Origin of the sequence: Neobacillus sp. SM06 (assembly GCF_050496765.1) — a bacterium.
GTDB lineage: Bacteria > Bacillota > Bacilli > Bacillales > Cytobacillaceae > JAEVLT01.
The window spans coordinates 204481-218982 of record NZ_JBNWEO010000007.1 but is presented as its reverse complement, the minus strand read 5'-3'; the positions used below and the strand labels follow the sequence as shown (position 1 = coordinate 218982).

11 protein-coding genes are annotated in these 14502 nt (G+C 43.8%); 2 read left to right on the top strand and 9 right to left on the bottom strand.

The window, feature by feature from the left end:
- Nucleotides 1-170: 170 nt before the first annotated feature.
- The 8 genes from ilvD to ACQYAD_RS02140 all read right to left on the bottom strand — a co-directional run bounded on the left by ilvD (nucleotide 171) and on the right by ACQYAD_RS02140 (nucleotide 7013).
- Entirely contained in the window at nucleotides 171-1838 is a 1668-nt protein-coding gene (ilvD, locus tag ACQYAD_RS02175; protein WP_430235041.1) for a dihydroxy-acid dehydratase, read from the bottom strand.
- An 18-nt stretch (nucleotides 1839-1856) separates the two neighbouring features.
- The gene (ilvE, locus tag ACQYAD_RS02170; protein WP_430235039.1) at nucleotides 1857-2765 is read right to left on the bottom strand and encodes a branched-chain-amino-acid transaminase; all 909 of its coding nucleotides are present in this window, start codon (nucleotides 2763-2765) and stop codon (nucleotides 1857-1859) included.
- Between the two features lie 284 nt (nucleotides 2766-3049).
- Nucleotides 3050-3781 carry an exonuclease domain-containing protein gene (locus ACQYAD_RS02165; protein ID WP_430235037.1) on the bottom strand — a complete coding sequence of 244 codons (732 nt, stop codon included), beginning with the start codon at nucleotides 3779-3781 and terminating at the stop codon, nucleotides 3050-3052.
- Nucleotides 3774-4736, bottom strand: a complete 963-nt coding sequence (locus ACQYAD_RS02160) for a DUF294 nucleotidyltransferase-like domain-containing protein (RefSeq protein WP_430235035.1) — start codon at nucleotides 4734-4736, stop codon at nucleotides 3774-3776. Before ACQYAD_RS02160 ends, ACQYAD_RS02165 begins: the two co-directional genes overlap by 8 nt.
- Before the next feature lie 64 nt (nucleotides 4737-4800).
- The gene (locus ACQYAD_RS02155; RefSeq protein WP_430235205.1) at nucleotides 4801-6033 is read right to left on the bottom strand and encodes an ammonium transporter; all 1233 of its coding nucleotides are present in this window, start codon (nucleotides 6031-6033) and stop codon (nucleotides 4801-4803) included.
- 169 nt (nucleotides 6034-6202) lie between these two features.
- Nucleotides 6203-6532: a MerR family transcriptional regulator gene (locus ACQYAD_RS02150; protein WP_430235033.1), complete on the bottom strand. Its 330-nt coding sequence runs from the start codon at nucleotides 6530-6532 to the stop codon at nucleotides 6203-6205.
- Between the two features lie 182 nt (nucleotides 6533-6714).
- Nucleotides 6715-6864, bottom strand: a complete 150-nt coding sequence (locus ACQYAD_RS02145) for a Fur-regulated basic protein FbpA (protein WP_430235031.1) — start codon at nucleotides 6862-6864, stop codon at nucleotides 6715-6717.
- An 11-nt stretch (nucleotides 6865-6875) separates the two neighbouring features.
- Nucleotides 6876-7013 carry a hypothetical protein gene (locus ACQYAD_RS02140; RefSeq protein WP_430235029.1) on the bottom strand — a complete coding sequence of 46 codons (138 nt, stop codon included), beginning with the start codon at nucleotides 7011-7013 and terminating at the stop codon, nucleotides 6876-6878.
- Nucleotides 7014-7659: 646 nt separating this feature from the next.
- Between ACQYAD_RS02140 and ACQYAD_RS02135 the strand changes: the two genes are divergently transcribed.
- Entirely contained in the window at nucleotides 7660-8571 is a 912-nt protein-coding gene (locus ACQYAD_RS02135; protein WP_430235027.1) for an Rpn family recombination-promoting nuclease/putative transposase, read from the top strand.
- Between the two features lie 1683 nt (nucleotides 8572-10254).
- Here the strand turns inward: ACQYAD_RS02135 and ACQYAD_RS02130 are convergent.
- Nucleotides 10255-11247 carry an NADPH:quinone oxidoreductase family protein gene (locus ACQYAD_RS02130; protein ID WP_430235025.1) on the bottom strand — a complete coding sequence of 331 codons (993 nt, stop codon included), beginning with the start codon at nucleotides 11245-11247 and terminating at the stop codon, nucleotides 10255-10257.
- A gap of 424 nt (nucleotides 11248-11671) precedes the next feature.
- Here ACQYAD_RS02130 and ACQYAD_RS02125 point away from each other — a divergent pair, with 424 nt between their 5' ends.
- Entirely contained in the window at nucleotides 11672-14428 is a 2757-nt protein-coding gene (locus ACQYAD_RS02125; protein ID WP_430235023.1) for a GTPase domain-containing protein, read from the top strand.
- Nucleotides 14429-14502 lie beyond the last annotated feature (74 nt).

Genomic DNA, 14502 nt, shown 5'->3' with positions numbered 1-14502 from the left:
AACAGGTGCCGATTCGCGCACCTGATTGAGCCTACTAGAGACGAATACGTTCAGCTCAACACTCAGGGAGGATGTCAGAAGGGTTGTATTACCGGGCTTCCAGCAACCCCGGCTCTCTGTAAATACATGGATCCATTCCTTTATTCCCGTCATCGATTTTTCAAGTCATTTTAAATTTTCATGATACCGCCAGTATTCGCAGAAGTAACAAGTTTTGCATATTTCGCCAGATAGCCAGATTTGATTTTTGGCTCAGGTTTTATCCATGATTTCCGGCGTTCTTCTAAAATCGCTTCATCGACAAACAATTCGATCGAGCGGGTTTCCAAGTCAATCATGATTGGGTCACCATCGCGAACGAAAGCAATCGGTCCGCCTTCTGCGGCTTCTGGTGAAATGTGCCCGACTGAGATGCCGCGGCTTGCGCCGGAGAATCGGCCATCGGTAATTAATGCAACTTCTTTATCCAGTCCCCGTCCGGCGATTGCGGAGGTAGGAGCCAGCATTTCCGGCATTCCCGGTCCGCCTTTTGGCCCTTCGTAACGGATGACAACAACATGGCCTGGCATGACGGTTCCATTATCAATTCCTGCCTGGGCTTCCTCTTGTGAATCAAAACAAATCGCTTCACCAAGGAATTTTTTTATCGACGGATCCACTGCACCGACTTTGATGACGCCGCCATCAGGTGCCAAATTGCCGTAAAGAATGGAGAGACCACCGACAGGACTGTACGGATTGTCTTTCGGACGGATCACTTTTTCATCCAAAATCTCTGCATCTTGCACGGCTTCATAAAGGGTTTGCCCTGTAACGGTAATGCATTCCTTGTTCATTAAGCCGTCGATTTTGCAAAGTTCATGGATAATCGCGCTAACGCCGCCAGCCCGGTGAACATCCTGCATGGAATAGTCGGAAGCAGGGCTGATTTTTGCCAGATATGGAACTTTTTCCGCAATTCGATTAATTTCTTTCAAGTCGTATTCGATGCCGGCTTCATGAGCAATGGCTAGAGTATGAAGAACGGTGTTGGTTGAGCCGCCCATTGCCATATCGAGGGCAAAAGCATTATCGAAAGCTTCTTTTGTCAGAATGTCGCGCGGGCGAATATCGTTTTTCACTAAATCAATTAAATGCCTTGCCGCTCTCCGGATTAATTCATGCCGTTCTTCTGATGTGGCAACGATTGTTCCGTTGCCGGGAACCGTCATGCCGAGAACCTCCATGAGGCAGTTCATCGAATTGGCTGTGAACATTCCTGAGCATGAACCGCAAGTCGGACAGGCATTGGTCTCAATGTCGAGGAGCTGCTGCTGGCTGATGGAGCCTTGATGATATGCCCCTACACCTTCAAACACGGAAACAAGCGAGAGGTTTTGCCCTGTGGACGAAACACCGGCTTCCATTGGACCGCCTGATACGAAAACAGCTGGAACATTGGTTCTTGCGGCAGCCATCAACATTCCCGGTGTGATTTTGTCACAGTTTGGGATGTAAAAAACACCGTCAAACCAGTGAGCATTGATCACGGTTTCCGCACTGTCGGCAATGATTTCTCTGCTTGGAAGGGAATAGCGCATGCCGATATGACCCATGGCAATTCCGTCATCGACGCCGATCGTGTTAAATTCGAACGGGATACCGCCTGCTTCGCGAATCGCTTCCTTGACAATTTCTCCAAAATGATTGAGGTGCTTATGACCTGGGATAATATCGATATACGAGTTGCAAACCCCGATAAACGGTTTATCCAGATCACTTGTTTTGACCCCTGTTGCGTATAAAAGACTTCGGTGGGGAGCGCGATCGACTCCTTTTTTGATCATATCGCTTCGCATGACTTTCGAATGCCTCCTCTAACTTCCTACTGCCTTGTTTGCTTCAAACGGATAGCATGGAACACCATCTGTTGTGACAACCCGGCGGAACTCTTCTAGTAAATACTTGGTGACGTTTCCTGGCATGCCGTCGCTGATTGTGCGGCCGTCAACTTCAATGACCGCGATGACTTCAACCGCTGTGCCTGTCAGAAAAACTTCATCTGCTGTGTAGACATCATGTCTTGTAAAAGGTGTTTCTTTTAATTCATAGCCATTCTTTCTGGCAATTTCGATAATTGCATTTCGGGTGACGCCTTCCAATGCCCCTAAGTAAACGGGGGGAGTAAAGAGGGTTCCGTTTTTTACAAGAAAAATATTGTCTGCGGATCCTTCTGTGACATACCCCTGGTCGTTCAGCATCAGCGCTTCATCGACACCAGCTTGTGTAGCTTCGATTTTTACAAGAATATTATTTAAGTAGTTTAACGATTTTACTTGCGGGCTTAAGACATCCGGACGATTCCGGCGGCTTGCAACAGAGGCGATCCTTATGCCGCGCTCGTAAAACTCTTTCGGATACATTGACAATTCTTCCGCGATAATAATGACACGCGGATTGGAGCAGGAACGAGGATCAAGTCCCAAATTCCCAACACCCCGAGAAACAACAAGCCGTATATACGCGGTTTGCAGTTGGTTTTTGCGGATCGTCTCAACGATGTATTGAGTCATTTCTTCCTTTGAATAGGGGATCTGTATCATGATCGACTGAGCCGATTCATAAAGCCTTTTTAAGTGGGCCTCTAATTTAAAAATATTTCCATCATAGACGCGGATTCCTTCAAATACGCCATCCCCGTATAAAAACCCATGATCGTAAACCGAAACAACTGCCTCTTCTTTCTTGACGAATTGGCCGCCAAGAAAAATCCACTGACTTCCCAAAACAACCACTCCTCTTTCATGTAAAACCGCGTTAAATGAGTAAAATGCAAGTGTAAAAGGAGCTTCTTTTTCCTTTTATCTGACTGTTTTTTAAAATGCAAAAGTTTTATTTGTCGATAATCATACAACCATTACGAAGCACGGTCAATAACAAATATCAGACTATTCTAAACAGTTAGAACACGTGATAGCGTTTACATCGTTGGTATACAAACGTTGAGTTGAGAAAAAATTTTTTGAAATTTTTTTAAAAAGGGCGAATAACGGGGGGAGGGGGATGGACGTCAGCGGGGTTTTGCTAAATGGCTATAGGCATCAAGCAAAGTTTTACAGCCCATTCCCCGCGCTTTTTCTAAATAACCCCCCCATATACGGGCTGTCATCAGCGCATCGCCCAAAGCATTGTGGCGGTTTTTAATTTCCACCCCACATTCACGGCAGGCTTCTTCAAGCGATAGCGCTGTTTGGGAAGACTTACCAAGCTGGGATAAAAGGGAGGTATCAATAATTCGATGATCCAATCTCTTCCGCCACAAATCCCAAGTTGTTTTTTGCATAAATGCTTTTTCATGACTGGAGTGATGGGCAATCAATGCGCGGCTTTGGACATAGTTAAAAAAGTGAAGGAGCACATCAGCTGCAGGCGGGGCTTCGGCAAGATCTTCGTTTCGGATGTTCGTCAGTTCGACAATCTCTGTTCGAAGCGGCCGGTCATGGTAAATCAGCGAATAGAAGGGGGGTTCGCCAGTCTCAATTTCACTTCCTGTCATTTTGACGGCGCCGATGGAAATGATCTGATCACCTTTTTCAGGATAAAAGCCAGTTGTTTCAAGATCAAAAATAACAACGGGTAATTCCTCAAGCGGACAGTAAATCGGATTCTCCTCTTTCAATTCTCTTTGGAGCTGCCGCAAGAAGGAATGGTGCTGTGGTGTCGATGGCTTTTGAACCCCGGCGTATACATTTGAACCTAGCTTGCCGGACATTTGCTTGAAGAATTGAAATAGATCATTCATTCCCATAACGATCTCCCTTTTCGAGTAGTTTCCGTACTTTCTTTTGCAAGTTGGCACCGTGTTTGATTATTTCCTTTAAACGGTTTTGGTCTATTTTGGGCAGCGATTCGACCGGCAAATAATGCCCTGAATTATAGCTGCTATGGTCTCCATACAGAAGCCTGATCTCCAGAAGCCTTGAAAAATCACTGATAAAACCATCCTCCCCCAACCCCTTTAAACGGGAAAGGGTGGAGGACTCTTCAGATTTATTGATCAATGACAAAAGCCGGCCGGCATTAATATAGGGGATTAGCACTCTTTCTTTTAGATTTAGCATACCTGCGTGTGATCCGTGCTCCTCCACTAAAAATTGGCCAAGGGCATTGAGCCCTTTTTTTAGATAAATTGTATTTTCCCAGATACGATGCAAACGGTGCTGTTGATGGATAGCTTGAAAAACAAACTGCTTCAAATCGGCAACATTCTGCATGTGACCGAACAGCGGCCTCGCATCGGTAAAAATAAGCAGATGACGGATTGAGTCCCATGTCGACTCGTTGATCCAGTCGATGAGCTGTTTTTTCCAATTGGAAAAGGATTTGCACCATAGCGGATTTTTTGCCATGACGCCGCCGTCGCAATAAGGATAACCGGCAAGAAAAAGTCCCATTGCAATTTCTTCTCCCAATCTCAAAAAATAGTTTTGTGCCGTTTGGGATGATTCGGCAAAAATAATCCCGTGATCTTGATCGCTCCAAATGGATTGTTCAAAACGCCCCGCACTCCCCATTACAAAAAACGTAAATGGGGAGGGGGGAGCGCCATATTGGTCAATTGTCCGTTGAGTGGCCAGTTGGATCACTTCGGTCATTAGCTCATCATGAAATTGATTCAGTTTGTAAGGATCCGTCCGTACCGATTTGATCCCAGTGTTACGGATGGTTCTCACATCGCTATAGGTGCTTGCCTTCATTGATCCAATTCACCTGCTTTTACATAGGATGGCTGCCTGGCCCGGGGGCTTTAAAACGGTCGTATTATTGATTTGAAGCTTTTAATTTTTCTTCCGGTTGCAATAGTTCCGGATATCCATAGCTTCCGTGTTCACTCATATCCAAGCCGATTAATTCTTCCTCCTCAGAGACGCGCAACCCTTTCATCGCCAGTTTCAAGACATACAAAAGGATAAAGGATACGATAAATGCGTAGGCACCACTTGTAAAAATACCCAATGCTTGCACGCCAAGCTGATGGAAGCCTCCTCCGTAAAATAACCCAGGTTGGCCGACCGTTGCAAGCTCCTTCGTGGCGAAAAATCCAGTTGATAAAGTTCCCCAAACACCGGCTGTGCCGTGAACAGATAAAGCAGCGATCGGGTCATCAATTTTCTTTTTCTCAAAGAAGCGAATGCTGTAGAAAACGAGAATGCCGGCAATAAAACCAATGACTACAGCTGCCCATGGTTCGACAAAGGCACAGGAAGCGGTAATCGCGACCAAGCCTGACAACGCTCCATTTAACATCATTGGCACATCTGCTTTTCCCATCACGATCCAGGAAACAATCATGGCGGCAATTGTTCCGCCAGCTGCACCAAGATTTGTGTTCATGGCAACAAATCCGAAAAAGCCTTTGTCAACCGACAGGGTACTGCCAGCATTGAATCCAAACCAGCCAACCCATAGCAGCAAAACACTTAAAGCAGTAAAAACTTGGTTGTGGCCGGCGAAATTATTGGCAGAACCATCTCGATTGTATTTGCCAATCCTCGGTTTGAGAAGGATTGTAGCGGCAAGCGCAGCCATGGCACCCGTGAGGTGGACGACCGTTGAGCCAGCAAAATCCTGTTGCCCAAGCTTTGCCAACCAGCCGCCGCCCCAGATCCAGTGTGCGATTGGCGGATAAATCAATACAGAGAATAAGACGGAGAAAACGAGATAAATGCTTAATTTAGCACGTTCAGCAAATCCGCCAAAAGCGATTGTTAAAGAAATACCCGCAAAAGCAAGCTGGAATAAAAAGAAGACAGCGCCTGAAAGGGATAGGCCTTTCATTTCATAGCCGGAATAAAAGAAATCGCTTAGGCCAATCAATGGATTTCCTTTGCCGAAAATCAGCCCATAACCGACTGCCCAAAAAACGATTGAACCAATCGAGAAAGTTAGAATCGTTTTCCCAGCAATGTGCCCGGCGTTCTTCATTCGGGTTGAACCTGTTTCAAGTAGAATAAACCCTCCAATCATTAAAATGACGAGCACCGCGCTGATCATAACCCAAACACTATTCATTAAATATGCAGTATTCAAAAGAATGCCCCCTTTGTAGGAAAATGTAGTTGATAGCTGTATTGTGCCATCTAGATAGATTTTATTCCATAATATTGTTAGGAAATCTCACATTCTTTTTTGCGAAAAAAATAAGCCCCTCGCAACGAGGAGCTTATCTCGGTTTTTGCATACCGAAACGTGCGTTAATTTGGCCTTGGATCATTTTGCGACGGATCGCTTGTTCATCCTTGATTTTTTGTTCACGGATCAATTCACGCCGTATTTCATGGGTTTGGATCCCGTCTTCCATCTTATCAGCAATTTCCATCAACAATTCAACATCTGAAAAGGAATATTTTCTGCTTCCACCAGAAGAACGTTCGGGAAAAATCAGCTTTCTTTCTTCATAATAGCGAATCTGCCTTTCTGACAGGCCGGTTAATTCTCTAACAACGCCGATTGTAATGACTTTCTTATCTTTATAGGATGAATCGCTGCTCATTGTATTTTGGATCACCACCCACGAAATTTTACTGATATTTATATGTTATATTACCTTACATGATAATGAAAAGTAAAATGATTTATTTTCCAGGAAGTGTTAGAGGGTATTTGTTTTTAGGTTCTTATGCTTATACTTCAAGTTGAATAAATATTGGTGGGGATAATGGGCTGAATTAGCAATCAGCGAACGGATTTTTGATAAATTTCCTCCAGTTCGCTGAGCGTAAAGTTTGCTAGTTCTTGTTCAGACTGGTATAGCCCAGTGGCAATGATTTTGCCAATGTAATACCTTTTTGCCTTTTCAATCGCGGTTCGCAAATGTTTGGCCATCTGTGATCACCTCAATTATTTTGTAGTTTTCGCAGCAATTCATGGGCACGTGAACCCATCGTAGACAACAATTCTTCATATAATTCATCCCGGAGCCGATCCAATTTTATAATTTGTTCAGCTAATTTAATTTCCCGGTTTCCGTCCATTTAAACCATCTCCCCTAAAGATTGTATTTGTATTTTAGAGTAGGTTTTTTGGCTGTTCCTGTCAGCAATCTTGTGAGAAAAGTTGACGGATATTTTTAGCTAATCAGAAGTTAGATCTTACCTTATCATCCAAACCAGTAAAAGGAAAAACCGGGTTGATAGAGGTGTCTATCGCTCAGTGGATACCAATAAAAGGGAAAAATCAGGTTGATAAGAGCGTCTATCACCAAATAGATACCACTAAAATAGCGAATACCCCACGCTAAGCGAGTGCCTGGAGCGGAAATCAACAGACTCCGTTTATCACGCAAACCTAAAAAGAACCGGGCGTTTTTTCTGACATGCAGTTACCCCCATCTCGGCTGCCCCTAGGCATAGGTGGGGCAACTGACCAGAACAATTGAGGAAGATGAATCCCCGACAGATGGTAGTTTCGCTTTATCGATAATAGGTGGAACACTTCCGGCCATAGAGGGTCGGTCGCCAATAAAACTGCAGCATTTTACCTCCCCACCCTTCAGAAAAGTTACCAAAAAGGTCATAAAAATGCTAGAAAAGTAGATTGATTTTTTTGAACGAGTAAGTTTTAATAAAGTTGTTGATAGCCTCTCGTATTCTCCTAAATTCCCCGAAAGGATGGACCCACATGACAAAAGAATATCTTGATTTAAAAATGGATTTTATGTTTAAACAATTGTTTGGAGATCCACGCCGTAAGTCGATTACCATTGCCTTCTTAAATGATTTGCTTCACCGAAAAGACAATGACCGGATTGCAGATGTTGAATATGAAAATACCGAACTCATTAAAGAGGCCCTTGATGGAAAAACGAGCAGATTGGACGTCCTTGTGCACACCTCCAATGGTGAGAGAATCAATATTGAGATTCAATTGTCCCATCAGCATGACATGCCAGAACGAGTGCTTTACTACTGGTCCAAGTTGTTTTCTGCATCCTTAGCAAGTGGTGAAGATTATCAACTACTGCCCCCCACGATCATGATCAACATAGTAAATTACCCGCTTTTTCCTCACGAAACCGATAGCTTTCATACTGTTTTTCACATAAAAGAAGATACTGAACATTTTAGTTGGAGCCCCCACCTTGAATTCCATGCGATCGATCTGTCACAATTTATGGTAAAATGGAAAAAATACAAACGAGAAATGAAGCAGAATCCGCCGAAAGAATTACCGTGGTTGATGATGCTCTCAGCAGCCAATTATCAAAAGAAAGTCCTTGACGAAGAGATTATTCAGGAATTGGAGGTCTTGGCAATGAATGAACAGGAAATTCGAGAAGCCCTAGTCGAGTGGGAGAATTTAAGCGCAAATAAGGAAAATAAGGAACTATACGAAGCCAGGCTGAAGTTTTTGCGAGATCAATTATCAAACATACGAGGAGAACGCCGGGAAGGGATAAAAGAGGGAAAAGAACAAGAGAGAAAGGAAATCATTCGAAAAATGCTGCAAAAAGGGATGGATGTTGAAACGATCGCCAATATTCTTGATTGCAGCAGGGAAGAGGTTGAAAAAATCGATAATCGTAAAAGTTAACCAGAATTTATATACAAATTCTAAACGCACGACGGGCAAGGATGCCCTAGTCAGGCGAAGGCACAGGACGTACCACTAGGAGCGTGATAAGGGCAACTCCGCCATGAATCACCAAACGCAAAAGATTTGCCAATCGGCGAGTTTTCTTTAGCTAATCAGAATTTATATGGATAAATTCTGAACGGACGATGGACAGGACGTCCTAGTCAGGCGAGTGCCACAGGATGTGGCAGGTATACGAGCGTGGTAAATTCAACTACGCCTCTGTCTTCGTCCAAAGGACTCGCCAGTCGGCGAGTTTTCATTTATAATATCAGAATTTATATGTTGCCCCTTTTTAACGATTGCCTGAAGAGTAAGACAGGGATTCCAATATTCTGAAACGAATCTTTTTGACCAAAATCATGAATCTGTGACATGTAAAGTATACATGCAAGGAATTTATTCCATAACGGCCAAACTAAAAAGGGACGGGCGGCGGCTTTTGCCCGGTTTTTCTTATAATTTTTTAGGGTAAACCGGTCATTACTAGCTTCTCTAATGCCCGATTCACCACTTTTTTAGGCCAAACCGGTCATTACTAGCTCCCGTAATGCCCGCTTCTCCCATTTTTCAGGCCAAACCGGTCATTACTAGCTTCCCTAATGCCCGATTCACCACTTTTTCAGGCCAAACCGGTCATTACTAGCTTCCCTAATGCCCGATTCACCACTTTTTCAGGCCAAACCGGTCATTACTAGCTTCCCTAATGCCCGCTTCTCCCATTTTTCAGGCCAAACCGGTCATTACTAGCTCCGTAATGCCCGCTTCTCCCATTTTTCAGGCCAAACCGGTCATTACTAGCTTCTCTAATGCCCGATTCATCAATTTTTTAGGCCAAACCGGTCATTACTAGCTCCCGTAATGCCCGCTTCTCCCATTTTTCAGGCCAAAGCGGTCATTACTAGCTTCCCTAATGCCCGATTCACCACTTTTTCAGGCCAAACCGGTCATTACTAGCTTCCCTAATGCCCAATTATCCAATTTTTCAGGGTAAAACGGTCACTAGTGGCCTCACGAATGCCCAATTCCCCTATTTTTCAGGGTGAAATGGTACTACTGGTTCCCCCGCACGCCCCCCGGAAAGCGAGTGCCTGGAGCGGAAATCAACAGACTCCGTTTATCCGCCAAACTAAAAAGGGCCGGGCGGTTTTTACCCGGTTTTTCTTAGCCAAATGCCCTCCAAGGATTCAACTTCTCTTCACGGCAACTAGAGATTTGTCGACACTTGATGCGAAATTTGTTGGTATTTCCCGGGTAATGGTTTTTTATAATAAAAATGGAGAAAAATGATGAATTGCGATGGGAGGGAACCATTAGCACAGATAAAGTGAAACTTCAATCAGTGGGGGTTTTCTTCCATCCCCCACTGATTGTTAGTCCCGTTCTACTGTCCCTAATATCAAGGCTAACGCCTTGATAAAGAGACAGTACAAACCCGATTGGTTCAACTAAGCCTCTGACTCACGCATCGGCAAGTTTCACTGTATCTCACCAATCGGGCTTTTACGGGCAGTTATCCCCCACCTATACTTCTTCGATTCCCCGAAAACATTGAGGTGGGGGTCTTACTGCCCGTTAATGCGGGATAAAGGAAAGGCATCACGCGAAAAACCTTGCTTCGGTATGCCTTTTTGGTTTGTTTTAAAATTTGACGATTGTTCTGCCTCGTGCTTCGCCTTTTAAAATGGAAGCAAGTGCATTCGGCAGTTCTTCCAGTGTTACTTCATTACGGACATTCGCAGTCATGTTGTCCGGTTTGTAAACATTTGACATTTTATTCCATATTTCCAATCTTGTTTCCATAGGGCAGTAAACAGAATCAATTCCAAGCAAGTTGACACCGCGAAGAATAAATGGGAAGACAGTTGTCGGAACATCACCTCCGCCTGTAAGTCCGCTGACAGCAACTGATCCGCCATATTGTATTTTGCTTAAAATAGCTGCTAATGTTTTTCCGCCAACTGGATCAACCGCGCCAGCCCAAAGCTGTTTATCAAGCGATCTAATTTTTTCTCCTGTTACGTCTTCGCGCGAGAGGACTTCTTTTGCACCGATCTGTTTGAGATATTCATGCTCACTTTGCTTACCTGTGCTTGCGACAACATGATAACCCCTTTTTGCAAGAATGGCGACAGCAATGCTGCCGACTCCTCCAGTTGCACCGCTTACAAGTACTTTTCCTTTCGCAGGTGTTAAGCCGTTTTCCTCAAGGCGGTGAACGGACAATGCAGCCGTAAAACCGGCAGTCCCATAAATCATGGCTTCTTTCAAGGTTAAACCATCAGGCAGGGGAACAATCCAATCCGCGGGAATCCGGGTGTATTCACTATAGCCGCCATAATGGGAAACACCGATTTCATAGCTTGTCGCAATGACCTCATCCCCCTCTTTGAAACGGGAATCCGTTGAGTCCACGACAACCCCTGCCAAATCAATTCCTGGAACGAATGGATAGGAACGAACAATTTTTCCGTCCGGGATACTTGCCAAACCATCTTTATAGTTGACACCAGAGTATGCGACTTTTATGAAAACTTCTCCGTCTGGGAGGTTGTTCTTGCGGAATTTTTCAATTTGCAACGAAAAATCTGCATCTGTTTTATTGACTACGAGCGCATTAAAAGAGTGATCCATCTTCTTCATCTCCTATCAATTTCTTCAACTAAAGTATAGGGTAACTTTTCCTGCTAAGCAATTGGCGAGTTGGAGGAACAAAGAGCGAATGAGCAAAATTCCTTAGTAACGAATCAAGGAGGGAAAATTTCCAGTAGTACACTGCAGCTTATTCAGTGCTATAATGAAATAAACAGAGTTTTTTGGAAATAGGGTTTAAATTGTCTGTAAAGCGGGTATAGGAACAGAGTGATTTTTGCCTGGCTGGAAACCGATCTCGAATTTGTCTCAAAAATGACATACAATCGAAACCTCCTTAAAAAAAAGCTTTGATACAATTTTGCGGATAGGGACGTATAAAGCGAGCAGCAAACGAAAGGTATATAGGCATATTATGATCGCTTTTCCATATGAATAGAAGGTGTGTACAACAGGAGGGAAGAAGATGGAAGAAAATAGTCAATTTATCCAAAAAACGTTCTACAAAACGTTTATGGAATCAAATAATCAAGCCCATCCCATTCAAATACTTGGCGAAGCGTTTATGAGCGAACAGGAAAAAGAAATCCCCGATTTATCGTATATCCGATTTGCACAGGGGGAATTGTATTTTCACCATAAGGATTATGAGGCAGCTATTTTTAAATGGGAAAGTATTATGAATGAATTGGAGCCCTGGGCGCGAAAAAATACTGCCGATGCTTATTACGAACTTGGTTTACTTACCAATGCCGAGGATCTTTATAAGTCGATTGAAACAGACAATCTTACATTAAACACAGAAGTTGCGCTCCAGTTGTTTTCTTTGTACATAGAGCGGGGCAAACTGGACTCGGCTGTTGCTGTGATGAAAAGAACGGTAGCACAGAATCCGGATTACCCGAATGTAACGGAAATTGCCCGGACATTCTTTGAGGATCAGCAAGATTGGGGAAATGCAATCGAACTGGCTGTCAATCAAGCCATGCGAACCAAATCGCTTCATTGGTTTGAATGTCTGAAAAACTATGTCGACAAAGGTTTGACAAAGGCTTTAAGTCCGGAATATTTTACAAGCCCGTTAACGGTGCTGTATGCTGTTGAACCAAAAGAATTCGAGCAGCTTGCCGCCTCTTTGTGGCAAAGTTATCAAAATGAAAACTCGTATTTTTCCTGGCTGAAAGAAATCAATCAGCTTTTCTTTCATTTGGATATGAAACGGGAAGGGAACTGGCTTCATTTGTCGGATCTTTTCCAACGTGCTTATTTGGAGTTAATTGACGGAGGCCATTTACTTAAAAAGTTGCAAGACCTTGTTCCGAACCTGCTGACAAATTGGCTGCGAATCACGGATTCCAGACATGAAATTGCTGCAGCGACTGCAGTGCTTGCGTGGAGTGAACTTTTCCCGGGGAAAATTGATGGCTCGGTCTTGAACGATGCAGAGATTCTTTTTAGTGAAAAAGGGAAAACAGTTAGTGGATATGAGGAAGTGCTGGAGCTTTTCCATTCCATAATGGAATGGGCAAAAGCACATGAGATGGGCGACAATCTTCGCCTAAAGTGGATGGTTGAAAAATTGACGGACTATAGCACTCACAATGTCTTTATTGCTGGGTTAAGCGGAAGCGGTAAGTCTTCATTTATGAATGCGGTATTGGGAGAAGAACTGCTGCCAGCTTCGGCAACCACTTCTGCCGTCATGTTTGCAGATGCGGATGAAATGGAAATCAACGAAATTACGGATGAAGGAATTCTCCAACTTGCAAGTTTCGAAGATTTTCAGGAGCGATTGGGAAGACGGCGCAACGCTTTGGAATCGATCCTAGAATTTAAGAAGCCGAATTCCTTCTTAGCTGAAAATAAGCTTTCGTTTATGGATACGCCTGGGCTGACTGGCAGTAAGGACGACCGCTACGAGGTTTTTCAATACCTTCATGTGGCCGATACAATACTTTATGTGCTGGATGTGACAAAACCGCTCGATGACCGGGAGTTGCCGATTCTTTCTTATTTGCAGGATCTTGCTCATGAAACGCCGATTCATTTTCTCTTGAACAAAATGGATATGCTGGAGAACGAGCAGGAGGCCATACGCGTATTCGAAGAAACCAAGAAGGCTGTTGCCACCTACTTGCCGAATGCTGAAGTTTTCGCTTTTTCATCCAATTATGAAAGTGGAAGGCAGTTGCATGAATTAAGCAAATTTTTTCAATCAATTAAAAATAAGCGCAATGTAAAAGAACAACGGCTCGCACAACTGTTATTTTTCATTCGCACCACGATTACAAACCTGTTCCAGCGGCGAATTGACGTGGAAAATCAAGTGATCGAATCCATTCGTTGGAATGAAGAGCTTGTCATGAAGTTAAATGGTGCCCTCAATCAAGTGAATGATTTAGAGCAGCAGAAAACCAAATCCATTACGAAATGGTATCGTTCTATTAAAGAAACGATTCAAAAAGAGATCGCGGCAAAAGTTCCAAAGATGCTGAAAGACTGTTCAACGCTGATTACCGAGAACAGCGATTTGAGTCAAGTTCATCTCAAGTTGAACGATGAAATGAACAAACGGCTTGAGGCGTACTTGCAAAAGGAAGTGCTGCCGGGCTACTACACTTCCTTGCAAGGCTGGATTGTTCAGGCGAAAGCCGAGTTTGAGGACAGCCAGTCCTTCTTAAACGAGTTGGCGGAAGGGTTTAATGTTCTTTATGGCGAAGAGCGATTAAAACTTGCCTGCGACTTTAAGGTACTCGATGACTGGCGGCGTGACACCGACCGGATGACGAGTGGATTTCATTTGGAAAAGGTTAATATTTTACTGCGGCGGACACCATCCCAGCTGATATTAAAAAGTGCCGGGAAACTGTTCGGAGCCATCGCCCAAAACAATTCAGTCATTTATCATAAATATAAATCTTTCGTTGAAAATGAGGACTATACAGATGTCATCGCGGATGTCAGCAGGCAGTTTTTTCAGCAATTCGAGCTGTTTGAAAAATCGCTGGATCGCGACATCAGCCTCTTTTTCAGAGATCCATTGATCGAACTTGACGATGCAATGGAAGCGTCCCGCACTGAAATTGAGGTCAATCAGGAAATGCTGCAAAAGTTGAACACCAATCCTGAATATTACAGGGATCCGTTGACCTTGTTTGAAGTTCGATTGCGGCAGTTCGAGTGGATGACCGTAGCAGAAAAAGGGATTACGACAATTTATTGAATAAACAAAGCACGCTGGCGGCGAAACCGGCGTGCTTTGTTTTATTTTAATCTGTCTTCGCTAAAGGCTTGCCA